Origin of the sequence: Streptomyces sp. NBC_00690 (assembly GCF_036226685.1) — a bacterium.
GTDB lineage: Bacteria > Actinomycetota > Actinomycetes > Streptomycetales > Streptomycetaceae > Streptomyces.
Map to the genome: position 1 here is coordinate 1302417 of NZ_CP109009.1, position 22987 is coordinate 1325403.

Annotated in this window: 21 protein-coding genes and 1 pseudogene; 9 read left to right on the forward strand and 13 right to left on the reverse strand. The window is 68.0% G+C overall.

What is annotated here, in order from left to right; genetic code table 11:
- Positions 1 to 158: 158 nt before the first annotated feature.
- Positions 159 to 1238 carry an NADH:flavin oxidoreductase/NADH oxidase gene (locus OID54_RS05735; protein WP_329014878.1) on the forward strand — a complete coding sequence of 360 codons (1080 nt, stop codon included), beginning with the start codon at positions 159 to 161 and terminating at the stop codon, positions 1236 to 1238.
- 389 nt (positions 1239 to 1627) lie between these two features.
- Positions 1628 to 2716, forward strand: a complete 1089-nt coding sequence (locus OID54_RS05740; protein ID WP_329014881.1) for a WD40/YVTN/BNR-like repeat-containing protein — start codon at positions 1628 to 1630, stop codon at positions 2714 to 2716.
- Positions 2717 to 2864: 148 nt separating this feature from the next.
- Here OID54_RS05740 and OID54_RS05745 read toward each other — a convergent pair whose 3' ends face one another.
- Positions 2865 to 3542, reverse strand: a complete 678-nt coding sequence (locus tag OID54_RS05745) for a uracil-DNA glycosylase (RefSeq protein WP_329014884.1) — start codon at positions 3540 to 3542, stop codon at positions 2865 to 2867.
- A gap of 356 nt (positions 3543 to 3898) precedes the next feature.
- On the opposite strand from OID54_RS05745, the gene OID54_RS05750 reads away from it, so the two are divergent.
- On the forward strand, positions 3899 to 4894 hold the full coding sequence (locus OID54_RS05750; RefSeq protein ID WP_329014886.1) for an N-acetylglucosamine kinase: 996 nt from the start codon (positions 3899 to 3901) through the stop codon (positions 4892 to 4894).
- 118 nt (positions 4895 to 5012) lie between these two features.
- Positions 5013 to 6023 carry a sirohydrochlorin chelatase gene (locus tag OID54_RS05755; RefSeq protein ID WP_329014889.1) on the forward strand — a complete coding sequence of 337 codons (1011 nt, stop codon included), beginning with the start codon at positions 5013 to 5015 and terminating at the stop codon, positions 6021 to 6023.
- Positions 6024 to 6156: 133 nt separating this feature from the next.
- Here OID54_RS05755 and OID54_RS05760 read toward each other — a convergent pair whose 3' ends face one another.
- The 7 genes and pseudogenes from OID54_RS05760 to OID54_RS05790 all read right to left on the reverse strand — a co-directional run bounded on the left by OID54_RS05760 (position 6157) and on the right by OID54_RS05790 (position 14262).
- Positions 6157 to 7206, reverse strand: coding sequence for a lactonase family protein (locus OID54_RS05760; protein WP_329014891.1), 1050 nt, complete (start codon positions 7204 to 7206; stop codon positions 6157 to 6159).
- 66 nt (positions 7207 to 7272) lie between these two features.
- A complete protein-coding gene (locus OID54_RS05765) occupies positions 7273 to 8448 on the reverse strand; it encodes a nitric oxide synthase oxygenase (RefSeq protein ID WP_329027280.1) in 1176 nt (391 codons plus the stop codon).
- Positions 8449 to 8917: 469 nt separating this feature from the next.
- A complete protein-coding gene (locus OID54_RS05770) occupies positions 8918 to 10420 on the reverse strand; it encodes an FUSC family protein (protein WP_329027281.1) in 1503 nt (500 codons plus the stop codon).
- Between the two features lie 329 nt (positions 10421 to 10749).
- Positions 10750 to 11193, reverse strand: a complete 444-nt coding sequence (locus OID54_RS05775; protein ID WP_329014893.1) for a DUF3093 domain-containing protein — start codon at positions 11191 to 11193, stop codon at positions 10750 to 10752.
- 226 nt (positions 11194 to 11419) lie between these two features.
- Complete coding sequence (locus OID54_RS05780; protein WP_329014897.1) at positions 11420 to 11653, reverse strand: acyl-CoA carboxylase subunit epsilon; 234 nt, start codon at positions 11651 to 11653, stop codon at positions 11420 to 11422.
- Between the two features lie 107 nt (positions 11654 to 11760).
- Positions 11761 to 13349 (reverse strand): annotated as a pseudogene (locus tag OID54_RS05785) (acyl-CoA carboxylase subunit beta).
- 49 nt (positions 13350 to 13398) lie between these two features.
- The gene (locus tag OID54_RS05790; protein WP_329014899.1) at positions 13399 to 14262 is read right to left on the reverse strand and encodes a metallophosphoesterase family protein; all 864 of its coding nucleotides are present in this window, start codon (positions 14260 to 14262) and stop codon (positions 13399 to 13401) included.
- A gap of 986 nt (positions 14263 to 15248) precedes the next feature.
- Between OID54_RS05790 and OID54_RS05795 the strand changes: the two genes are divergently transcribed.
- Both OID54_RS05795 and OID54_RS05800 read left to right on the forward strand, forming a co-directional pair.
- Complete coding sequence (locus OID54_RS05795; protein ID WP_329027283.1) at positions 15249 to 15728, forward strand: Lrp/AsnC family transcriptional regulator; 480 nt, start codon at positions 15249 to 15251, stop codon at positions 15726 to 15728.
- Positions 15729 to 15753: 25 nt separating this feature from the next.
- A complete protein-coding gene (locus OID54_RS05800) occupies positions 15754 to 16437 on the forward strand; it encodes an HAD family hydrolase (protein WP_329014900.1) in 684 nt (227 codons plus the stop codon).
- A 345-nt stretch (positions 16438 to 16782) separates the two neighbouring features.
- Here the strand turns inward: OID54_RS05800 and OID54_RS05805 are convergent, their stop codons facing one another.
- Genes OID54_RS05805 through OID54_RS05815 form a run of 3 tightly spaced genes read right to left on the reverse strand, consistent with a single transcriptional unit; the run spans position 16783 to position 18570 of the window.
- Complete coding sequence (locus OID54_RS05805; protein ID WP_329014902.1) at positions 16783 to 17691, reverse strand: M56 family metallopeptidase; 909 nt, start codon at positions 17689 to 17691, stop codon at positions 16783 to 16785.
- Positions 17688 to 18056 carry a BlaI/MecI/CopY family transcriptional regulator gene (locus OID54_RS05810; protein ID WP_329014904.1) on the reverse strand — a complete coding sequence of 123 codons (369 nt, stop codon included), beginning with the start codon at positions 18054 to 18056 and terminating at the stop codon, positions 17688 to 17690. The genes OID54_RS05805 and OID54_RS05810 overlap by 4 nt, the downstream gene beginning before the upstream one ends.
- 37 nt (positions 18057 to 18093) lie before the next feature.
- A complete protein-coding gene (locus OID54_RS05815) occupies positions 18094 to 18570 on the reverse strand; it encodes a hypothetical protein (protein WP_329014907.1) in 477 nt (158 codons plus the stop codon).
- A 117-nt stretch (positions 18571 to 18687) separates the two neighbouring features.
- On the opposite strand from OID54_RS05815, the gene OID54_RS05820 reads away from it, so the two are divergent.
- From OID54_RS05820 to OID54_RS05830, 3 genes are all read left to right on the forward strand, one after another.
- Positions 18688 to 19356 (forward strand): hypothetical protein, encoded by a 669-nt coding sequence (locus OID54_RS05820; protein WP_329014909.1) that lies wholly within the window; start codon positions 18688 to 18690, stop codon positions 19354 to 19356.
- Positions 19357 to 19445: 89 nt separating this feature from the next.
- Positions 19446 to 20195, forward strand: a complete 750-nt coding sequence (locus OID54_RS05825) for a DUF305 domain-containing protein (protein WP_329014912.1) — start codon at positions 19446 to 19448, stop codon at positions 20193 to 20195.
- A 105-nt stretch (positions 20196 to 20300) separates the two neighbouring features.
- Positions 20301 to 21176 carry a F510_1955 family glycosylhydrolase gene (locus OID54_RS05830; RefSeq protein WP_329014915.1) on the forward strand — a complete coding sequence of 292 codons (876 nt, stop codon included), beginning with the start codon at positions 20301 to 20303 and terminating at the stop codon, positions 21174 to 21176.
- Positions 21177 to 21264: 88 nt separating this feature from the next.
- Here OID54_RS05830 and OID54_RS05835 read toward each other — a convergent pair whose 3' ends face one another.
- Together OID54_RS05835 and OID54_RS05840 are read right to left on the reverse strand one after the other, a co-directional pair.
- Entirely contained in the window at positions 21265 to 22377 is a 1113-nt protein-coding gene (locus OID54_RS05835; RefSeq protein ID WP_329014918.1) for an ABC transporter substrate-binding protein, read from the reverse strand.
- 244 nt (positions 22378 to 22621) lie between these two features.
- Positions 22622 to 22951: a Zn-ribbon domain-containing OB-fold protein gene (locus OID54_RS05840; protein WP_329014922.1), complete on the reverse strand. Its 330-nt coding sequence runs from the start codon at positions 22949 to 22951 to the stop codon at positions 22622 to 22624.
- Between the last annotated feature and the right edge of the window lie 36 nt (positions 22952 to 22987).

Here is a 22987-nt window from a genome sequence, read left to right on the forward strand (position 1 = left end):
GGGCGGCATCGAGCTCCATAGTACGAGAGTCCTCGTAGTTTGACAGGTGCCGTACTACGAGGTCTATCGTACTACCTGTTGGCGCTCGCCTCTCAGAGCCGAGGCGCCGCTCTCTGCCGTTCGTGCCGCCCCACCGCCCCCGACCGAGGGAGTCCGCCATGAGCACCCTGTTCCAGCCCTACACCCTGCGATCGCTGACCATCCCCAACCGGGTGTGGATGGCTCCGATGTGCCAGTACTCGGCGGAGATGGCCGGACCCAACATGGGCGCTGCGACGGACTGGCACTTCGCCCACTACGCGGCCCGCGCGGCCGGAGGCACCGGCCTGATCCTGGTCGAGGCGACTGCGGTGAGCCCTGAGGGCCGGATCAGTCCCGGGGACCTCGGGATCTGGAACACCACCCAGGTCGAGTCCCTGCGCCGCATCACCGACTTCCTCAAGGAGCAGGGCACGGTTCCGGGCATCCAACTGGCCCACGCGGGGCGCAAAGCATCGACCGACCTGCCTTGGCGGGGCGGCGACCCCGTCGACCCCGAGGCCCATGGCTGGCAACCGGTCGCCCCGAGTCCGGTGCCCTTCGACGAAGGCCATCCGGTGCCCACCGAACTGACGGTGGAACAGATTCACGCGGTGACCGCGCAGTTCGTGGCCGCGGCCCGCAATGCGCTGGCTGCCGGCTTCGAGGTGGCCGAGATCCATGGGGCGCACGGATATCTCATCGGCGAGTTCCTGTCGCCCCACAGCAACCAACGTCAGGACGCCTACGGCGGCTCATTCGAGAATCGGGTCCGATTCGGTCTGGAGGTCGTGGACGCCGTGCGGGCGGTCTGGCCGGACAGGTTGCCGCTGTTCTTCCGTATCTCCGCCACGGACTGGCTGGAGGAAGCCGGCTGGACGCAGGACGATACGGTGCGTTTCGCGGCTCTACTGAAGGAGCACGGCGTCGATCTGCTCGATGTGTCGAGCGGTGGGAACGCGCCTCGGGTCCGCATCCCCACGGGCCCGGGCTATCAGGTGCCGTTCGCCGCACGGGTCCGCGCCGAGACGGGTCTGGCGGTGGCCGCGGTCGGGATGATCACGGAACCCGCCCAGGCGGAGAAGATCGTCGCCCACGGGGAGGCGGATGCGGTCCTGCTCGGGCGGGAGTTGCTGCGCAACCCTTCCTGGGCACGGGGTGCGGCCCGGGCTCTGGGCGGTGAGGTGCCAGTTCCACCCCAGTACCTCCGCTCGGTCTGAGCCGCGCGGCCCGCTCCGGCGAAGGGTGCGGAAGGACTCGGGGCCGGGGCGCCCTGCCCTGTCCAGGCGGTGGGCTGCCCGGACGATCAGCCCGCCGCCCCGCCTTCCCACGCGGCCTGAACTGGGCAAACAATCGGCCGCAGCGCCACTGTCAGTGGGCGGGTGCAGACTGGCCCTAGGTCGTGTCTGACGACTCCCGCCCGGCGCGCGACACCCCCGGCACGCACCCCGCCGTGTTGGTCGGAGTCATCCAAGTACCTGCGGTACGAGGATGATCCTCCGCCTTGCGAACGGCACGCGCCGGACGCCGCGCCCCCGCCGTCTGTGCGGACGGCGCTCCTCGTCGGGCGGACCTCAGGGATGACACCGGTGTCTAGGAGGTAGGGGCCATGTCCGAAGTACTACTGACGGTCGGCACGCGCAAAGGACTCTTCATCGGCCGCCGACGCGGCGGGGCCTGGTCGTTCGACGGCCCCCACTTTGCGGCGCAGGCGGTGTACTCGGTGGGCATCGACACCCGTACGCCCACACCGCGGTTGCTGGTCGGTGGCGACAGCGCCCACTGGGGTCCGTCCGTGTTCCACTCCGACGACCTGGGCGCCAGTTGGGTCGAGCCCTCCCGGCCGGCGGTGAAGTTCCCCGAAGACACCGGTGCGTCGTTGGAGCGCGTCTGGCAACTCCACCCCGCGGGCCCCGCCGAGCCCGACACGGTCTACGCCGGCACGGAACCAGCCGCTCTCTTCCGGTCGGCCGACCGGGGCGAGAGCTTCGAGCTGGTCCGGCCCCTGTGGGAGCATCCGACGCGTTCGCAGTGGATGCCCGGGGGCGGTGGCGAGGCGGTCCACACGGTCGTGACCGACCCACGGGACCCGGCCGCGGTGACGGTCGCCGTCTCCGCGGCCGGAGTGTTCCGCACGCGGGACGGCGGAGCGAGCTGGGCACCTTCCAACGAAGGGGTGTCCGCGGTCTTCATGCCCGATCCCCATCCCGAGTTCGGGCAGTGCGTCCATAAGATCGCGCGGGACGCCGGCGATCTGGACCGTCTATATCTCCAGAATCACTGGGGTGTCTTCCGTAGTGACGACGCAGGGAGCAGTTGGACGGACATCGGCGCCGGGCTGCCGTCCGACTTCGGGTTCGCCGTCGCCGCCCACCCCCATCGCCCGGACACCGCGTACGTCTTCCCCATCACCGCGGACATCGACCGGGTGCCGGCCGGACGGCGCTGTCGGGTCTATCGCACGAACGATGCCGGGGAAAGCTGGGAGGAACTCTCGACCGGGCTACCGGAGGGAGATCACTACGGCACGGTCCTGCGGGACGCACTCTGCACCGACGACGGCGATCCTGCGGGCGTCTACTTCGGCAATCGCAACGGCGAGGTCTATGCCAGCGCGGATGACGGCGACAACTGGGGGCTCCTGCTGTCCCATCTGCCGGACGTCCTCTGTGTGCGTGCCGCGGTTCTCCGTGGCTGATGGGATCCCCTGATCGTCACCGGGCGACATCTGCCGGGCGTCCGGCATGCGACATCGGTGCCGCGAGGGTTCGGTGCCGAACTGCACCCGGGTCAGCGGGAGATGTCCCGCTGACCCGGTCTCGACGGAGTGCACACCCAGCCATTTCCTAGGGCAGCCGCCAGTCCACCGGCTGGGCACCCTGGCGTTCGAGCAGCTCATTGGTGCGGCTGAAGGGGCGGGAGCCGAAGAATCCGCGGTCAGCCGACATCGGCGAGGGATGAGCCGACTCGATGGCCGGGAGGTCACCGAGCAAGGGACGCAGATTGCGCGCGTCGCGTCCCCACAACACGGACACCAATGGCTTGCCGCGCCCGACGAGCGCGCGGATGGCCTGCTCGGTGACCTCTTCCCAGCCCTGGCCGCGATGCGCCCCGGGCTTGCGCGGCGCCGTGGTCAGCGCCCTGTTCAGCAGCAGCACGCCCTGTTGGGTCCAGGGTGTCAGATCACCGTTTGAGGGGCGTGGGAGGCCGATGTCGGTGTGCAACTCCCGGAAGATGTTCTCCAGGCTGCCGGGTACGTTGCGCACGTCGGGCGCGACCGCGAAGCTGTGCCCGATGGCCATCCCCGGCGTCGGATAGGGATCCTGACCCATGATCAGGACGCGTACCTCGTCAAAAGGCTGCTGGAAGGCACGCAGAACGTGTGCCCCCGCAGGGAGGTAGGTGCGTCCGGCTGCGATTTCGGCCCTGAGGAAGTCTCCCATCGCGGCGATGCGATCTGCCACGGGGCGCAGTGCTTCCGCCCATCCGGCCTCAACAAGTTCATTCAACGGTAGTGCTGCCACGGGGTGTCACTCTACCGGCGTATCGGCACCGGCCGACGCCTCTCCTCAGGGTGGTCACCCTGGTGGGCAGGCCACTGCCCCGTACCGAGGTGAAGGGTGGGGCCCGGGATAGGTTGTTGCCGTCGGCCTTTCCCCGGGGCCCTTCGTTCGGATCCTGCTGATCACACCCTGGTCCGAGCGAAAGACCCCAGCCCGCTCTTCCGGAGTCGAACGATGAGATCACCGAGGCGCAGGCCACCAGGTGGTGGGACCCGCTGGTGCCACCTGCCGGGTGCAACGACGGGGTACGGGGCGACCGAACCGTCGGGCGCACGTCTGCCCTGGAACGGCACGGCCGAGGTCGGCAGGTGCTCGGAATGACCGGCCCATGGGTGCTCGGGGTGGACTCGGGTGGCTCCGGATTGCGGGTGACCCTCGCCGACGCTTCCGTACCGGACGGTGGAAAGACCCGTTCCGTGCTGGTGTCGGACAAGCCGGTGCGCACGGGCGGCGCGGGGATCGACGCCGAGCATCTGATGGAGCAGTTGGTGCCGATGGCCCGATCACTGCTGGAGAACGTCGGTCGTACGTCGGTGACCGCGGCTGCCGTCGGTGCGGCGGGGATGTCCACCATCGGTGGGCAGTTGCGTGCCGTGCTGCCGGACGCACTCGCCACGGCACTGGGCGTACGGCGTCTCGCGCTGGCCTCCGATGCCGTGACGGCGTACGCAGGCGCGCTCGGGCAGCGTCCCGGTGCGGTGGTCGCCGCCGGCACAGGTCTGGTGGCATTGGGCACCGATCTGGTCGATTGGCGGCGTGCCGACGGTTGGGGACACCTACTGGGCGATTGCGGCGGCGGCGCATGGATCGGGCGCGCGGGCTTGGAGGCGGCGTTGCGCTCCCATGACGGGCGGCCCGGTGGGTCCCGGGGCCTGCTCGCGGCTGCCGAGGCGTCATTCGGTCCGGCGCAGTCCATTCCGGAGGCGGTGTACCCGCGGTCCGACCGACCCGCGGTACTCGCCTCCTTCGCGCCCCGAGTGGGCCGCTGCGCAACGGAGGGTGACGAGGTCGCGGTGGGCATCCTGGCGCTGGCTGCCCGTCATATCGCGGAGGCAGCCGCGGCGGCCCTTCCGTCGGACAGGGCGGTGGGCGACGGACCGGGATATGAAGTAGCCCTGACCGGGGGACTGTTGAAGCTGGGTGCCCCTCTGCTCGGGCCACTTCGGGAAGAGCTGTCGACGCAACTGCCTGAAGTCCGCGTGGTGTCCGCACAGGGCGATCCGCTCGCCGGGGCCGTGCTGCTGGCCGCGGCTTTGGCGACCGGTTCGCTGCAACTGCCCGGTCATCCCACCCTGCTCGCGGTGACCGAGTAGCCGGGAAGCGACAGTGCGGACAAGGCTCACAAAACTCATCGGATAAATGTGGACAGATGTCACTTGACCACCCCCTCCCCAAACAGCCGCACCCACAAAGCCAGTACCATGCGGCGCCATGAGCTCCCCCACTGGGCCGGCACCCGGCCTGCCAGTACGAATGCCGCGTCCCCGTCAGTCAGGTCGGCACCGCCGACCCGAACCGGTGGCCGCTCCCGAGGGCGCACCCGCGTTGGTGCTGGCCGTCCCCGGCACCCCCTCGCCCGCCACCCGCAGCTTGGCCGAAGAGATCATCAGCATTGCGAGGTCGGAACTGCCCGGCCTTGAGGTCGGTATCGGCTATCTCGACGGCGAAGACGCCAGGACCGCCCGGGCCGCCAACAACGCGGCGAACGCCTCTGACACCGACGGGACCGCTGGCACCGAGAACGCCGGCGGATCGGGCTACTTCGAGTACCCGACCCTGGAGAGCGTTCTCGCCCGGACCGCGACCCTGCGCACGGAGCGTTACGAGATCGCGAAGGCGGCCGGCCGGGAAGTGGCCGAGCCGGAAGGCCCCGCCGCTGTGGTGGTGCCCCTGCTCGCGGGCCCCGACAACGTTCTGATGCGTCGCATCCGGCAGGCGGTCCTGGAAAACCGTGCCGCCGCCGAGCTGACCGATGTGCTCGGACCGCACCCGCTCCTTGCCGAGGCCGTCCATGTGCGGCTCTCCGAAGCGAGCTTGGCACGGGCGGACCGCGCGAGGTTGTTCACGGTGGCCACCGCCGCCGACGGAATCATCCTCGCGTCGGTCGGTGGCGACGAGGCGGTCAAGGCCGCGGGAATCACCGGAATGCTGCTGGCCGCGCGGCTGGCCGTGCCGGTGATGGCGGCGGCGCTCGACAAGGAGGGCTCGGTGGCGGCGATCGCCGAGCAGCTGCGCCAGTCCGGCTCGACACAGCTCGCGCTGGCGCCGTACTTCATCGGTCCCGAACTGCCCGAGGGCCTGTTGGAAGCTGCGGTGAAGGAAGCGGGATGTTCGGCGGCCGAGCCGCTCGGCCCCTATCCGGCGATCGGGAAGCTGGTGTTGTCGCAGTACACGACGACGCTGGGCATCGCCCCTCAGCCGCAGGGTTCGCCCGTGCGCTGACCACTGCGGTCGCGACCCGTGCCCGGCGGTTTTCAGCCGCCGGTGCGCGTGGAGGACGACACGAGGGGCCCGCACCGCCCCAGCAGCGCGGGCCCGTAGCCCTAGGGGTTCACCCCCGGTCGGACCGGACGACTCAGGCGAAGATCACACAGGATGCCGCGGGGGCGGTCAGGGAGCCCGCCCGCCGCGGTACACCTGTGTTCGGGTCGATGTCGAACCAGGTGACGTCCCCGGAGCGCTCATTGGCGGCGTAGAGTCTGCGGCCGGTCGGATCCAATGCCAGATCGCGCGGCCAGTTGCCGCCGCACGGCACGGTCGCGACGAGTTCGGGCCGCTCCCTCGTCTCGTCCAGCGTCAGAACCGCGATGGTGTCGGGCCCACGGTTGGCCACCCAGAGGTGGCGCCCGTCCTGCGACAGCACCACTTCGGAGGGGTAGACCTGACCATCGGCGTCCTCAGGCACCACGGGAACCTCCCCCACCACTTCCAGCACGCCCGTCACCGCGTCCCAGCGACAGACGGTGAGCGTGGGCTCCAGTTCATTGACCACATAGGCGTGGGTGCCAGCAGGGTGGAAGGCGAGGTGGCGCGGCCCGCTGCCCGGTCGCAGCGCGGTCTCGTGGTGCTGGTTCAACTCCCCGGCTTCGCGGTCCAGCGCGCAGATGCGCACGGAGTCGGTGCCGAGGTCGATGCCGAGGACCCAGCGTCCGCTGGGGTCGGGCAGCACTTGGTGGGCGTGCGGGCCGCGCTGACGGTCGGGGTCGGGGCCGTGGCCCTCGTGCTGGAGGACGCCACTGACGGCCGCCGGCTCGCCGCCGCCCTTGACCGGAAGCACGCTGACGCTTCCGGACCCGTAGTTCGCGGTCAGGACGTGCCCGTCGGAGACGGCGAGATGGGTCGGTCCCGCACCGCACACCTGTACGGGTGCACCGATCGGGCGGGGGGCGACGTCCTCGATGGCGAAGGCCACGACCGCGCCTTCGGTGGTCTCCGAAACCGCGTAGAGAAACGATCCGCCATCGATGTCAGCGAGAGCCAGGTATGAAGGGTCGGCCACGGCGTCGCTGACGCCCGTCACGGTGAGTGCTCCGGTCTCCCGGTCCACGTCGGCGGCGATGATGCCCCGGCCGCCCGCCGAGGTGAACGACCCGATAAATGCCCGCACGGTGCTTTTGTCGCCCACGTCGATCCCCTTCGCTGGTCGGCTGATGGCCCGGGGTGACGGTAGCAAGGTCTAGACCAAGTGTCTTCACCCGGCCCATTCACCGCGCGCCCGCGCCTCGGCGTCGGGGTGGTGGACATAGGCCGGCCGGTGCTCCGTCGCGTCATATGTGCGGTGGAAGACGGGAGTTGCGGCGCCCGAGATCGGTGGGACGATCCAGGCCCAGTCCGCGGTCACTTCCCTGCCGTGCGCCCTTTCGCGGTCGATGTGAGCGAGGAACCGGCGGGATTCGGTGTGGTGGTCGGCGACGGTGACTCCGGCACGGTCGAAGGAGTGCAGCACGGCGCGATTGAGCTCCACGAGGGCCCGGTCACGCCATAGGGAGCGGTCGTCCGCTGTGTTCAGGCCGAGCCGTTCGGCGATCCGGGGCAGCAGGTCGTACCGGTCGACGTCCGCCAGATTGCGCGCACCGATCTCCGTGCCCATGTACCAGCCGTTGAAGGGAGCCGCGGCATAGGACACCCCGCCGATTTCCAGACACATATTGGCGATCGCGGGGACCGCATGCCAACGCAGGGCGAGATCACGATAGTCAGGGCCGTCCGGAGGCTCAATTGCCACTTCCAGTACCGATTCGGGGGGCAGCTCGAACAGCCGTGGCTTGCCGTCGCCGTCCGCGATGATCAGCGGTAGTACGTCGAACGGGGTGCCGGGCCCGCCGGCCCAACCGAGATCGAGGGCCAGCTCGGTGAGCCCCAGGTTGCGTGGGTCGCCGAGCACGGAACCGCTGGGGGTGCGGTAGCCCGCGTACCGTATGAGCTGTTCATTCCAGATCCGGGGCCCGGGTCGGTGTGGAGTGTCCGGCGCGAAAACCGTGATCAGCGGGCGGATTCGGCCGCCGTTGGACGCTTGGCGCAGATGGATCGCGGCCTCGCGGGCGATGGACTCGGCGTCGTCGAGATGGCGGTGGTCGCGAACCTTGAGCGAACGCCAGTACAGGCGGCCGATACAGCGATTGCTGTTGCGCCAGGCGACCCGTGCGCCGTGGGTGAGTTCGGCCGTCGTATGGCGGTAGGTGCCGGTGGCGGCGATCTCTTCGCGTACGGCGGCGATGCGGGGTGCCGGATCCTGATGGGGGAGTTCTTCGCGGTGGTAGAGGGTGATGAAGTCCGCCGCTTCCGCCGCCAGGTCATCGTCTGCGATGCGCGCGCTCGGGACCCGTCCCCCTGGCCCGACCGGGCAGCCGGGCGGCTTCGCCGGCAGCTCAGGTGCGGCGACGGAGCGAAGGAAAGAGCTGGGCGATCTGTTCCACATGGTGCGCATCCCGGGGTTCGACAGTGCTGGCACGGACGCCGACGTGGCTACCCTGCGAACACGATCGTCTACCCTGCGTGCCTACCGTGGTTGGCGCTTTCGCTCGGCACGCAGGTCAGATGGGGCTGCGAGAGGCGTCCGCAGGGGTGCACGGGGGCGCGTAGATGGCCCTATGCGCCCCTCAATGTGGACGGAGTGACTCCACTAGCCTCCTGAGGCTGTTGCGCCAGCACTGGGCCATCGACGCCTTCGGCGGTACTACGGGCAACGACGGCGGGGCCGTGAAGAGGGAGTGGGCGCATGGCCGCGCCCGTGCGGAAATCACGCAACGGCAGGCACGCAACCACCGTCGAGACCTCCGCGGTGTCGACACCGGGGAGGTCTCGACACTGCCGCGGTGTCGACACCCCCGGTCGGCTCAGGAGGTCACGAGCCGGGAATGCGGCGATGTGTGCAGCGGCTCCACCAGTTCGACCAGGAGGCGTTCCAACCCATGGGCATGGGTGAGCGCTGTTCCACCGGTACCCGGCAGCGAGTCCGCGACCGGTACGTGCCGGGGGTCGCCGCCCTGGACATCACCCGGGGTGATCAAGGACTTCACCGCTGCCTCGACACGCCAGCAAGCCGCCGCGAGCCGCGCATCGTGGCTGGCTGCCGGGTCCGCCGCCACGGCCACAAGTCCCCGTACCTCTTCCGCGCACTCGTCTAGCAGAGCGAGAACGCGACGAGCGCGCGCTCTGCGGCCACGGTAGGGGCTGAGCGGATGGACCAGTGGCGCCAGGGACATCCGCACCCGCCCTAGCAACTGCTCCAGTTCAGCGGCATGGGGCGTGGGGTCAGCCGACGCCACACCACTGAGGCGGGCGAGTGACTCGGCGGTGCACGTACGGACGCGCTCCAGGGCCCGTTCGATCCAGATGTTGTTCGTCGTGTGCGTGCTGATCGGAAGGATCAGGACCACGGTGACCGCGGCGAACACGGCGCCAACGAGCGTCTCTTCCAGGCGCAGCACGAGCAACCCGGAGTCCAGCACCCCGAGAAGTCCGTACAGCAGCCCCGCCATCAGCGTCACCGCGAGCACCATCCAGCTGTAGGAGACGGGCGCCGTGTAGAAGATCGCGAAGACGCAGACGGCGACCAGCGCGGCCGTCGGAGCGATGGCCCCCTGGAGGGGGATGGCGATGAGCAGACCGGCTCCGATGCCGACCACGGTCCCCAGTACTCGGCGAAAGCCGCGGACGAGCGTCTCCCCGCGTGAAGTGGTGTTGACGAAGATCCACCAAACGGTTCCGACGGCCCAGTACCAGCGGTCCTCGGAGAGCAACTGGCCGATGGACAGGGCGAAGGCGCTGGCCGCCGTGGCCTGCACGGCCTGCCGGGTGGTGGCTCGGGCAAGACCGCGACCGGGCAGCTGCGCCGGTGCGGCAGGGGGCGGAGTGCGGCGTTCGATGGGCCAGAGCAGAAAGCGCACCAGGGCTGCGGATGCCAGGGCGATCCCCACGGCCGCGTACAACTCGGGCAGCTGAGCGGGAACGGCGTGCAGGAACTGGGTGGTGAAGAAACTCATGAACGCGAAGATGCCCAGCGCATGGCCGCGCGGCCCCCATCGGCGGGCATAGACACCGCAGAGCACAACGACGAGGCACAGGGCGTCACGGGCGAACGGCAACTGATGGAGGGTGGTGGCCAGGGCGAGTACCGGGAACCCGGCCACCGGCAGCAGCGCGGTGGTCACCGACTGCCGGCGCACGGTCGCATCGGTCACCGTGAACAGGGCCAGCAGAGCCGCCAGGCCGCCCGTGATGGAGGCGGTCAGGGAAAGACCGGCGACCTCCGCCGCGGCGACGGCCAGGGCGATGCCGATGACAGCGCGCAGCGAGGTCCTCAGCCTCAGGAGCCCCGGATCGGGAGCCACGAACATCTTCTTCACGACGGCGTACCGCCCCCCTGTCTTCGTTCTTCGTCGATCAGGGCGCCCGAGGGTGGTGGGCGCGCGGACACGACGAAAGCGCCGCGCTCCGAACTCGGCTTCGTTGCCGACCGGCGCTGCGCGGCGCGCAGTGGTACTTGGATAGGTCCAGCTAAGCACCTTCCTTGGCATTGGCTCAACACATCATCGAGCGACTGTGCCATTGGCACAGCTAATCGGGGGATGAGTCGGCCAGATGTAGCCAACGGATCAGAGTTCCGATGACCGCGGCAGCCGTGGCGCGGGGCAACCGTCGGCAGGGCGGTGCCAGTGGCAATCGATCATCCGCGGGCGAAGGCCAGGACGACCGCGAGGTTCATGGGCTGCCTGGTGGAGACGTACACGTACGGTGCGCCCTCGTAGTCGTTCCTCAACTCGATGCGCAGGGCGGTGCGAACGTAGCCGCGGATCAGCAGCATCGCGTACGGGTTGGCCTTCCAGGTGCGCCAGGCGAACGCCTCACGTTCGTCGAGGATCTCGGTCGCGCCCAGCGCCCCCAGTGGGATGCGCCGCCCACCGAGGACCAGCGCGCCGGGTGTGACCACGATGCGGGCCGATCCATAGGCGTGACCGAGGAGGGAGACGGTCGTGACGCCTCCGGCGAGGGCGGCTGCGGCCACGAGGGGACCGAAAGGCAGCAACACCAACCCGAGTGCGACACCGGTGAGGGCTGCCAGCAACCACCAGGTACGCGGCACGGTCAAGCGCTCTTCGTAGAGGTGCATGGCCATATCCTCACAAGCCCCTGCCTCCTGCCGATCACCGGGGCCATTCGCCGACGCCTCCTCGACGCAGCAGTACTGCTCGAACGGGCCAACCCCTGGCCGACACCCCCTGCACACCGCAGGCAGTGAAGGGCCGTCAGTGCGGGTCGATCGTTTGCGACGGGGTGCTGCAGGGGGCGTCGCCCGGGAAGCGTCTCGTCCACTCGGATGCGGACGGCCGACGGCCTTAGGCCGGGTCCGAGCCGCGCTGCCAGCTGTGGGGCGGACAGAAGCCGGATCTCCGCTCCAGCCGCCGCCATTCGGCGGTGGAGCGGGAGCAGCCGACGGCATGCGTCGACAGTGCCACCGACCGGGACAGCAGAACGGCCGTCACTGCGGCGAGTTCCTCCGGACAGGGGTGGCCGCGGATCACATTGATGCACGGCAGCAGTTGAGGTGTGGTGGGGATGGCTGCGTCCATGAAGGGCTCCGTCCTACGGTGTGGAGGGAATTCCGTCACTGTGCTGGACCTGCGCTGTGGTGCCCCGACATCCCGTGCACCGCCCGCTCGGCCGTCCCCACCGGATTTCACTGCGGGGGGTTGCCGTGCTTGCGGGACGGCAGGTCGGCGTGTTTGGTGCGGAGCATGGTGAGTGAGGAGATCAGTACCTGACGGGTTTCGGCGGGGTCGATCACATCGTCGACCAGTCCGCGTTCGGCCGCGTAGTACGGATGCATCAACTCGGACTTGTACTCCTTGACCATGCGGGTCCGCATGGCCTCGGGATCCTCCGCATCGGCGATCTGCCGACGGAAGATCACATTCGCGGCGCCCTCGGCACCCATCACCGCGATCTCGTTCGTCGGCCAGGCGAACGTCAGATCCGCACCGATCGACTGCGAATCCATCACGATATAAGCGCCGCCATACGCTTCCGCAGAATCAACGAAATTCGCGGCACCGTCGCATTGCAATACGCATACAACAACTTCGCCCCATGCCGGATGATGCCACCATGCTCCTGATCCACCCCCGGCAAGAACCCCGGCACATCCAACAGCGTCACAATCGGAATATTGAACGCATCACACATCTGAACAAACCGAGCCGCCTTCTCCGACGCCTCGATGTCCAACACCCCAGCCAACGACTGCGGCTGATTCGCCACAATCCCCACCACCTGGCCGTCCAACCGAGCCAACGCACAGATGATGTTCCGCGCCCACCGCTCATGGACCTCCAGGAAGTCCCCCTCGTCCACCAACTCCTCAATCACCCGATGCATGTCATACGGACGATTCCCATCCGCCGGCACCAGATCCAACAACACATCCGAACGCCGATCCGCCGGATCATCCGACACCGCCAACGGCGGATTCTCCCGATTGTTCGACGGCAACATCGACAGGAGGTACCGCACCTCAGCGATACACGTCTCCTCATCGTCATACGCAAAATGCGCCACACCCGACGTCTCAGCATGCACATCCGCACCACCGAGACCATTCTGCGTAATCTCCTCCCCCGTCACCGCCTTCACCACATCAGGACCCGTGATAAACATCTGCGACGTCTCACGCACCATAAACACAAAATCCGTCAACGCCGGCGAATACGCCGCACCACCCGCACACGGACCCAACATCACCGAAATCTGCGGAATCACACCCGACGCCCGCGTATTCCGCTGAAAAATACCCCCATACCCAGCAAGCGCCGACACGCCCTCCTGAATACGCGCACCCGCACCATCATTCAACGACACCAACGGCGCACCCGCCGAAATCGCCATATCCATAATCTTATGAATCTTCGCCGCATGCGCCTCCCCCAACGCACCACCAAAGATCCGAAAATCATGCGCATACACAAACACGGTCCGACCCTCAACCGTGCCCCACCCCGTCACCACACCATCAGTGAACGGACGCTTCGCCTCCAACCCAAAACCAACCGCCCGATGCCGCCGCAACTGCTCCACTTCACGAAACGAACCCTCATCCACCAACAACGCGATCCGCTCACGCGCCGTCAACTTCCCCTTCGCATGCTGCGCCTCGGTCGCCCGATCACTCGGCCCCGCCACCGCCCGCGCCCGCATCACCTGGAGTTCAGCGGCGCGGCCCCGGGCATCCGACGAAGAAAGCCCGTCGGTGGGCTCGTGCAAGAGCGTCATCTCGTACCAACTCTCATCGGGATGGTGGTCGGCGCCGGCCGATCCTGGATCACGCCCGGCCGGCTTGCTCGGCGGTGGCGGGGAGGATCTGGACCAGCTTCCCCGGAGCCTCTGCCCGGCGCCGCCATTCGCGCGGGTAGCCGAGGGAGACCTCCTGGTGAGGCACGCCGTCACAATGGATCAACCGGGGGATGTGGAGGTGCCCGTACACCACGGCACGGGCACGGAAACGCACATGCCAGTCCGCCGTGGCGGTCGTACCGCACCACAGAGCGAACTCCGGGTGCCACAGCACCCTGGTGGGTTCCCGCACCAGCGGAAAGTGATTGACCAAAACGGTGGGCAGATCCGCAGGCAGCGCTTCGAGTCGGGCCTCGGTGAGTTCGACCCGGGCCCGGCACCAAGCTTCCCTGCTGGGGTACGGGTCGGGGTGGAGCATGAACTCATCGGTGCAGACAACGCCGGCGTCTTCGGCCACTCTCAGGGCCGACTCCTTGGAGTGGGTGCCCTCGGGCCGGAAGGTGTAGTCGTACAGCAGGAACAGGGGGGCGATGGCTGCCGGACCGCCTTCGCCCTCCCAGATCGGGAAGGGGTCCTCCGGGGTGAGGACATCAAGCCTTCTGCACATTTCCACCAGATGGCGGTAGCGCTGCTCCCCGCGGAGCTGTATGGGGTCATCCGGGGCAGTCCACAGCTCATGGTTGCCGGGGGTCCACACCACCTTGGCGAAACGGTCCCGCAGGGTACTCAGCGTCCATTCGATATCGGAGACAACTTCTCCGATATCTCCCGCAATGATCAGCCAGTCCGTCTCCCTCTCCGGTCTCAGCTCATCGACGATCTTCTTGTTCTCGTCGTAGCGGACGTGGAGGTCGCTGATCGCGACGAGCCTTCCCGGGCGCTTCTCAGGCATCACTCACTCACTTCACTGCTCTGGTCCACACCGGCGGGTGCCGGTGCGGCGGATCATCGGCTGGACGGGTGGAGCGGCGGTCAAGACCTTCCTCCCCTTCAAGCCTCCCCGACATCCTCGCCGACCGCCGCGGAGCACCCCGACCATCGTCCTATTCTTCATCCCGGCAAGCTGTTGAACGAGCATCCAATGAGGCGCCATCGGGCGGTTGCTGTCGAGTCGAACGGCTTGTCGGCTCGATTCTCGATGCCTCGCCGTCGATACCCAGGGCGGGCCCTGATCACCCTGGCGGCGAGGGGGGCGCGACGGCGCCCTGGGCAACCGGAACGAGGGGAGGGCCATGGGGCATCGCCCGACTGACACGTCGAAGCGAGTGCCCAGAAGCCTGCGACCTCAGGGTCCTCTCGTACGAGAGTGGCGGATGAGTGTCGCAGCCGAGAGTTCGTCATCGTCCGGGGGAACGCGATCGGTTGTCGACTCGGAGCCGACAACTACTCCATTGGAGCGATGCGCGTGGGTGGAGGGCCGTCTCTGCGCCCTGAACGAAATCGCCGGGCCGGTGAGGCCGCCGTGCCAGCCTCGCGCCCGCACGACGGCCCCGCGTGCGCTTCGGACGGCTCCAGGAAGCCGGGGCCGGTCAGAGCCCCACACTCCCATGGCAGACACGCTCCCCACACCGGCAATAGGCGCGCCATGGGTACCTCATCACGTCCTCCTGATCCGCCGGCAGCTTCTTGCTCCGGAACAGTGAAATGGGGCGGACGGGAGACCCAATTCCACCGCATTCAGGTACCCGCGCCGACAGAGACGCTCCACCAATTCCTGATGCTCCCGACGCCCTCGAACTGTCATTCCCGCAGGTAGGAATTCCCGTCAAAACCCCCAACGGAAAGCCTTTCCACGGGCGGTCGGCTTCGAGCGGGTCACCAGACGTCGGTAGAGTCAAAACCTTGACCACACTCGACTGTGAGAAGGGCTGGCGGACCATGGCCGTGGACGCACTCGACACCCGCATCTTGCGGCTGATGATCGAGCAGCCGCGCACCAGTGTGCGGGAGTACGCCCGAATCCTCGGCATTGCGCGGGGCACCCTCCAAGCCAGGATCGACCGGCTGGAACGCCACGGTGTGATCACGGGGACCGGGCCGGCGCTCTCTCCCGCCGCATTGGGCCACCCGGTACTGGCGTTCGTCCACATCGAGGTCACCCAGGGGCATCTGGACGAGGTGGGCGATGCGCTCGCAGCAGTGCCAGAGATCATCGAAGCGTTCTCCATCACGGGTGGCGGGGACCTCTTGACCAGGGTGGTCGCCCGGGACAACGGCCATCTGGAAGACGTCGTACAGCAACTGATCCAGTTGCCCGGCGTGGTGCGGACCCGCACAGAGATGGCCCTGCGGGAGCGGGTGCCCCATCGGCTGCTGCCCTTGGTGGAATCCGTCGGTCGCGCGGTCCCTCAGCAATGAATCGCCGCTTTGGCATCCTGGGGGCATGAGCGACGAGCGCGGCACTTCAGTCATCTTCGACCTCGACGGCACCCTGGTGGACAGCGAGCTCAACTACTACGAAGCCGGACGCAGAATGCTGGCTGAGCACGGCGTGATGGACTTCAGCTGGGAGCGTCACACCGATTTCATCGGCATCAGTACCCGGGAAACCGTGACGACTCTCCGCGAGGAGTACGGAATCGACACTCCGGTGGATGCGCTGTTGGCCGACAAGAACCGGCACTACCTCGCCCTGGCGGGCACCTCGACCACCGTATTTCCCGAGATGGGCAAGTTCGTCGAATTGCTGCACGGCGATGGAACGCCGATGGCGGTGGCCTCCGGTTCGTCCCGCGCGGCAATCGAAGCGATCCTGCGGGGAACGGGCCTCGACGTCTACTTCCGCACCATCGTGTCCGCCGAGGAGGTCCCTCAGGGCAAGCCGGCGCCCGATGTGTTCGAGGAGGCCGCTCGACGCTTGGGGAGCGCACCCGGCGACTGCGTGGTCGTGGAGGACGCGTTGCCGGGGGTGGTCGCGGCCCGTGCGGCCGGGATGCGATGTGTGGCCGTCCCGTACGTTCCCGCGACCGCGGCGGACCCGGCGTTCCAATCAGCCGACCTCCTCTACGCGGGCGGACAGGCCGAGTTCTCCGCTCAAGCCACCTACGACTGGCTCAACTCTCACTAGCCAGGGCGCTTTTCAGTAGTACATCACCACCATCGATCCCTATTTTCACTAAGCAACTTAACGAAATGTCGATCCCGATGCTCATGGACGGGCCGCTGGATCTGGCTCCTCGATAGAACGTTAGTGGAAGTTGGTCAAGCCTGGACCGCTCCCGACCTTGCCGAGGCAGCACCTCTATCAGCTAAGTGATTTAGCTGTAGAGTCATGATGGGCACCCACTCGACCGGGGGCCTCCTGGGCGGGCGTGCCCCCGCGCCCGGCCACCAGGAAGCAGGAGGGCCCCGGTTCCCCTTCATGAGCCCGTATGCGTACGTCACGTGAAGCCGGGGATGCGCGGAGAGACGCTCAGGGGATACAGGCGAGCAGGAGCGGCAGCAAGGGCGCGGTGACGGACGCCACCACGACCCCGACGCCCACAGCCCGCGGCGGACGCTCCTGCGGAGACAGGATCCGGCGCAGTCGGATCAACGCGCCCGGACCGCCCGCTCCGAGTGCGCCCGACGGCACCCGCCCGGCCGCGACCTCGCACAATGCCGTGGCCAGCGCCTCACGGGAGTGGAAGCGCAGCGCACGGTCGTCGGCGTTCATTTCGAGCAACAGGGCCGTCTGTGCCTCTGCGTGACGAGCGAGCGGCAGCCCCGGGAACGCACGGTTGAAGGCGCGGGCGATCGTGCGCAGGAGATGGTGCCGGCCGATGAGGTGGGCGCGCTCGTGCTCCAGAGCGGCGTACAACTGCTCGTCGTCGAGCACGTCCAGGGCGCCTTGGGTCACCACGATGCGGTGGCCACGGCCGGGAACGCAGTAGACCGCGGGCACGGTGTAGTCGACGACGGTGGCGTCGAACCCGATCGCATCGGTGCCGATCATGTTCAGCAGGTCCGCATGGCGGCGCTGCTCGCGTCGGGTGTGCCAGAGCGTGCGCGCCAGCCAGCCGAGCGGTAGCAGGATCACCGCGGCTGGCATCAACAACAGTCCGCCGTCGGCCACGGACGGCGGGGTGGTGAGGGCGTCCGCGGCCCGCCCCGAGCCACATGCCCCGAGCAGACCGACCAGGCCGTCGTGCACGTGCCGATGAGTGAGGACCAGGTGGTACACCGTCAGGGCGGCAGCGACGACGAAACTGAGCATCAGCCCCTGCCAGGCGAGGATGCCCAAGAGGGGTGCCCGATGCGGCCAACGAGCCCGCGCCAAGGCGTAGGGAACGACCGCACCCGCCAGGAGGGCGTACCCCGCCGCAGCACCGGCCATGATCATGTTCCGCTCCGTCGTTTGGCGGCGCGCAGCGCGGCGCGGAGCGCCTGGACCTCCTCGACGGAGATCTGCTCGACGAAGCTCAGCAGCACGCCCGCCGGGTCGGGAGTTCCCTCCAGGGCGTCGTGCATACGAGCGGCGGTGTACTGCTGGCGGGTGCAGGTGGCTCGATAGAGCCAGGCGCGGCCGTCCTTCTCGCGGGTGAGCATCCCCTTGCCGAACAGGATGTCGGCGACGGTCTTCACGGTGCTGTAGGCGATGGGACGCTTCTTGTTCAGGTCGTCGCGCACTTCACGTGCCGTGGCTGCACGGCCCCAGGCCCAGAGGCGATCCATGATCTCGGCCTCAAGCCCGCCCAGTTGTCTCACGCCCGCTCCCCTTTCGATCCGCTGCCCGGCCCCGGTCTCAGCGGTTGCTCATCGTAGTCGTGGGGTTCGATTCGGCCACGGGGAGCGGGCAGGCGTCCGCGCTGCGCAGCCGCCGCACCAGCGCATGGGTCAGCAGGCCCAGGGAGACGAGCGCGAGAATCGGCTGGGCGGGAGCCCAGTAGGTGTGGGCTCCGCTCATGCCAAGGGCGAGGACCACCAGCTTGTTGCAGACGGGGCAGCCGACGGCGAGCGCGGAGAGAACTCCTCCGGCGAGTGCGCGGACGCTGCGCGGTCGGCTCTCCATAGGACTTTGGCGGCCGGCCGCATAGGTGGCGGCGAGCAGCCCCATCAGAAGGGAGCTGAGGGCCCAGACCGGATAGTTCCACCAGAGCACCGCGGTCATCCGGGCGAAGAGCGATGTGGGGATGACGCCCGTCGGCACTCCGATGACCAGTGCGGCGAGCAGGGTCACGGCCAGTGCCACGGCCCACTGTCGGGGCATCCAGTTCCGCATCCGACAGTCCTCTCAGGCAGGCAATGCCAAGAACCTTAGTGGAATGCCGGGTGGTAGGACACCGGCCGGGGTCTTTCTGTATCGTCGAGCGCACTGATCCGAGTGGAGGTCATGACCGTGAGTGCGAGCCGAGCGATCCGAGCGGCGGGTGCCTGGGGGCATCTGTTGCTGGTCGTGCTTGCGCTAGGTGTCTTCGCGATGCATACGGTCGGTCACCCGGAGAGCGGCTCCGCTGGGGGCCACGGAGCCATGGCCTCGGCCCGCCCGCAGGAGGCGGTCTCGGGCAGTGGTTCGGCGGCGCACTCCGGGCTGGTCGATGAGGGCACCGCAGCCAGCGGCACGGTCGCCGCTGGAGGGGCTACGAAGCCACTGAGCGTGGGTGGAGCCTCGGGCGGGAACGTCACCGCGGACGGCAGTGGTCACCACTCCCCGGCGGTCGCCACTCCGCTTCGTCACACCACCCATGCAGACCCGACGGGCCATGTGCCACCGACCGTCGAAGATTCCGCGGTTGCCCCGCTGAAGCTCGTCACCTCCAACGAAGAGGGGGCTGCCACGGGGCACGACGAGCAAGCCGGAGTGCACCACCACGGCATGGTCATGGACATGGCCTCCTTGTGCGTGGCCATCCTCGGCAGCTGGATTCTGGCCGCGTTGCTGCGTGCGGCGCTGGTCCGCGGGTCGGACTGGTTGCCGCACCTGCGAGCGGCCGCACTCGCCGCGCTGCGCCCGGGTGCCCCACCGCCCCGGCCCCACCTCACCCGACTGTCCGTTCTGCGGATCTAGGCCGAATGCCACCGCGGGCGGTTCGCGCTGCCCGTCCACGCATACATCGGTAGGGATTCCCCGACACGGACAGCAAATGAGGTTTCGCCATGACCTGCAACACCGGTATCCAGGGCGCCGCGGGCGCCCAAAGCTCCACCAACAAGGAAGGCAGGAACGGCAAGGAAGGGAAGCGTGGCGCACGGGCCCGCCGTCGTATCTCCCTCGTCAGTACGGTCGCCGCCGCGGGACTCGTTCTCGCCGCCTGCGGCGAGTCGGACGGTATGGACGGTATGGACCACGGGAGCAAGAGCTCCCGTGCCGCAAGTGCGCCGGCTGGGCAGAACCCCGCACCGGGCGCGTTCAACGACGCGGACGTGATGTTCGCGCAGATGATGATCCCCCACCACGAGCAAGCCCTGAAGATGTCGCAACTCGCCGAGGGGCGAGCAGAGGACCCTGAGGTCAAGAAGCTCGCGGTGGAGATCGCCCGGGCGCAGGACCCGGAGATCCAGAAGATGAAGTCCTGGCTGAAGGCATGGGGCAAGCCCGAGTCCGGAGGCGATGGAACGGATCACGGAGGCCATGACATGGGTTCCTCCGAGGACTCCGGGACATCCGGCGGCATGGCCGGAATGATGTCCGAGAAGGACTTCGATGAGTTGACGACCGCGAAGGGCAAGGATTTCGACAAGAAGTTCGCCCAGCTGATGATCGAACACCATCGGGGTGCCGTCGAGATGGCCGAGGAAGCGCAGCGGGACGGCAGGAACGCCACGGCGAAGAAGTTGGCGGATGCCGTCGTCAGCACCCAGTCGGCCGAGATCGACCAGCTGAACAAGATCGTCGCTCGGCTCTGATTCCTCCCGGGGCCGCTGTCCGCTCGCTGTCACCAGGGAGCGGACAGCGGCCCATCCACCCTGGCCTCTTCGGGCCTTCACAACCCCCAACACGATCAGGACCTCATGAAGAAGCGTCATCTCGCCGCCCCCACGGCAGCGGCCGTACTGGCCCTTGTCCTCAGCGCCTGCTCGGACAGCACCGCATCCGACGACCACGGCACGAAGGACTCGTCCGGCGGCACGATCAGCCATATCCACGGAGTGGAGGTCGGCCCGTCCGACAACAAGCTCTACGTCGCCACCCATGAGGGCATCTACACGCCCGACCAGAAGGGCCGCCCCCAACTGGTCGGTGACCGCAAGGACGACTTCATGGGCTTCACGGTCACAGCCGACGGCTCGTTCCTGGCCAGTGGCCATCCGGCCCCCGGCCGGGACGCGCCGAACAACCTCGGCCTCATCGAGTCGACGGACGGGGGAAAGACCTGGAAGGACCGATCACTCGTCGGCGAGGTCGACTTCCACTCGTTGGACCACGCCCACGGAACGATCTACGGCTACGACAGTACGAACGGTCTCCTACGGGTGAGCGCCAACGGCTCCACCTGGGACAAGCGCAGCAAACTGACCGCACTGGACATCGCCGTCAGCCCACAGGACGCACAGACGATTCTGGCCACCACCGAGTCCGGAGTCATCCGCAGCACCGACGGCGGCAGGACCTTTGGCGAGGCGGGAGAGCCCGTCATGGCATTCCTGTCCTGGGTCACTCCTGGTGCCCTGTACGGAATCGATCCGGCCGGTGCCCTCCACCGGAGCGCCGACGGCGGCAAGACCTGGGCCGCGGTCGGCACCGTACCGGGAGGTGGCCCCCAGGCGCTGACCGCGGTCAGCGCGACCCATCTGGTGGCCGCGAGCCAGGACGGCGTCTACGAGTCCAAGGACGGCGGCAAGACCTTCGCCAAGCGGCTCGACGTCACCTCCGGCGGGGGCCACTGAGCCGCTCGCGCCAGCTCATCGCTGCCCCGGCCCGCACGCTTCCTCAGCGGCCCGGGGCAGCTCGCCCGGCAGATGGAACTTCGTGCACTCAGCCGACGTGAAGGATCCGAAAGTGCTCGGGTTCTGCTGGGTCTCGATCGACGACTTGGATCGGTGCCCGCGCCCATTGCCAAACGCTGATGCCCGGCATGCGGGAGAACTGGATCCTTCCGCGGGTGCCTTCGACGGCGACCCGCGGCCAGGAGTCGGCGATGCGTGCCCGGTCCCCACCGTGAGAACGCAGTACGTCGGCGAGGACGGCGACCGTGTCGTAGCCCTCGAAGGCGACAAAGGAGGGCGATGTCGCCAACCGCTCGCGCAGTGCCTTGTCCACTCGGGTCCCGAGTGGACTGAGGTGCTCGGGCAGATAGCGCAGAAACGGGATCGCAGCGCCGTCGTTGCCCAGCAACCCCGCCCACTCGGTGAACTCCGGTTGCCCGGCGGGAGCACCGATCAGCAGCTCGGCGAGCCGCTGGTCACCACGGACGGACTTGACGATCGACACTGCCGGCTCAGGGCTGCCGACCAGAAGGAGGAGGGCGCTCGCACGCTGGTCGACGAGTTCATCGCACAGGGCGGTGGGCGCGAGAGCGCCCATGTCGAACTCGACGACGGTGCCGCCGTGTGAGGCGAAGCGGTCCCGCAGGATACGGATCCCGGATGCCCAGTAGACACTCGATTGTGCTGCCACGGCGATGCGGCGATGCCCCGTGCCGAGGAGGAAGTCCGCGTACGTCCGCCAGCCGTGGGACTGCGGCGGGGCGAGGCGCGCGACCCATGGCGTCGGCTGTTCGGTGAGTGCGTCGAGAACCGCTGACGAACAGAGGAACGGCAGCCCGAGGGCATCGGCCCTGGCGGCTGCGGTGCGAGCGACGACGCTGTGGTATTCCCCCGCCAGAGCAGCCACGCCCAGCTGGGCCAGTTCGTCCACGGCCGCCGCGGCCCTTCGTGGATCGGCCGCGGTGTCCCGGACCACCAGCTCAATCGGCCTTCCGGCGACCCCGCCTGCGTCGTTGACATCGCGAACCGCCAGCTCAAGTCCAGCGAGCAGGTGCTGACCCGCCTCCACCCAACCAGGCCGGGTCAGCGGAACGAGAACGCCGATCCGGACGGTTGGTCCACCAGCCGGCGCCGTTTCAGATGACGATGGTGTCGTACTCATGCGTCGGCATCTCCCGGGTGGCGCTCCGGTTGCCGTGTGTGGTGTTGTCCGCCGAACGGCAAGGCACGGTGGTACGCGTTCATCGTGGCTCGCCGTGGCGGGCGCATCTCAGTGACCATGCGGGCATTGCATCCATCGCCCTCACCGAGAGACAACTGAATATCGGTCCGCTGACCTGCTGGAAGCGGGACGCGTACGAGGCGGTGGCGTGGACGAGGGCTGAGCGGGCACCCGGCAGCGAGTACTAACTGTCCGTACGCTGATCGGTTTCGCAGAGCTTGAGGACGAGTTCCCCGCTCAACGGGTCGGATCCCGGTAGGGGACGGACCCGCGCACCGACCCAGACCATATGGGGAGCCGATCCAACCACACGGCACCGGAAGACGAATCCCTCGTCGAAGCGCACAAGGGACTCATTGTGCGCAACTCCTCTGTGCCGGTGCACCACATGGGACTCGATGACAACGCCACGGCCGTCACTCCGGACGGTCTCCAGATCACTGGCGGCACAGACGGGGCACAACAGTCGCCGAAACGATGTGGTGCCGCACCAGCGACAACGCTGGTGGATCAATCCTGGACTGTCCTTTGAGGACGTTTGCTGCGTCGC

What these genes read in the sequence shown, in the direction of transcription:
- OID54_RS05735 (WP_329014878.1), top strand. Translation starts at nt 159, where the DNA reads ATGAGCACCCTGTTCCAGCCCTACACCCTGCGATCGCTGACCATCCCC.
- OID54_RS05740 (WP_329014881.1), top strand. Translation starts at nt 1,628, where the DNA reads ATGTCCGAAGTACTACTGACGGTCGGCACGCGCAAAGGACTCTTCATC.
- OID54_RS05750 (WP_329014886.1), top strand. Translation starts at nt 3,899, where the DNA reads ATGACCGGCCCATGGGTGCTCGGGGTGGACTCGGGTGGCTCCGGATTG.
- OID54_RS05755 (WP_329014889.1), top strand. Translation starts at nt 5,013, where the DNA reads ATGAGCTCCCCCACTGGGCCGGCACCCGGCCTGCCAGTACGAATGCCG.
- OID54_RS05770 (WP_329027281.1), bottom strand. Translation starts at nt 10,420, where the DNA reads ATGTTCGTGGCTCCCGATCCGGGGCTCCTGAGGCTGAGGACCTCGCTG.
- OID54_RS05775 (WP_329014893.1), bottom strand. Translation starts at nt 11,193, where the DNA reads ATGCACCTCTACGAAGAGCGCTTGACCGTGCCGCGTACCTGGTGGTTG.
- OID54_RS05780 (WP_329014897.1), bottom strand. Translation starts at nt 11,653, where the DNA reads ATGGACGCAGCCATCCCCACCACACCTCAACTGCTGCCGTGCATCAAT.
- OID54_RS05790 (WP_329014899.1), bottom strand. Translation starts at nt 14,262, where the DNA reads ATGCCTGAGAAGCGCCCGGGAAGGCTCGTCGCGATCAGCGACCTCCAC.
- OID54_RS05795 (WP_329027283.1), top strand. Translation starts at nt 15,249, where the DNA reads ATGGCCGTGGACGCACTCGACACCCGCATCTTGCGGCTGATGATCGAG.
- OID54_RS05800 (WP_329014900.1), top strand. Translation starts at nt 15,754, where the DNA reads ATGAGCGACGAGCGCGGCACTTCAGTCATCTTCGACCTCGACGGCACC.
- OID54_RS05805 (WP_329014902.1), bottom strand. Translation starts at nt 17,691, where the DNA reads ATGATCATGGCCGGTGCTGCGGCGGGGTACGCCCTCCTGGCGGGTGCG.
- OID54_RS05815 (WP_329014907.1), bottom strand. Translation starts at nt 18,570, where the DNA reads ATGCGGAACTGGATGCCCCGACAGTGGGCCGTGGCACTGGCCGTGACC.
- OID54_RS05825 (WP_329014912.1), top strand. Translation starts at nt 19,446, where the DNA reads ATGACCTGCAACACCGGTATCCAGGGCGCCGCGGGCGCCCAAAGCTCC.
- OID54_RS05830 (WP_329014915.1), top strand. Translation starts at nt 20,301, where the DNA reads ATGAAGAAGCGTCATCTCGCCGCCCCCACGGCAGCGGCCGTACTGGCC.
- OID54_RS05835 (WP_329014918.1), bottom strand. Translation starts at nt 22,377, where the DNA reads ATGAGTACGACACCATCGTCATCTGAAACGGCGCCGGCTGGTGGACCA.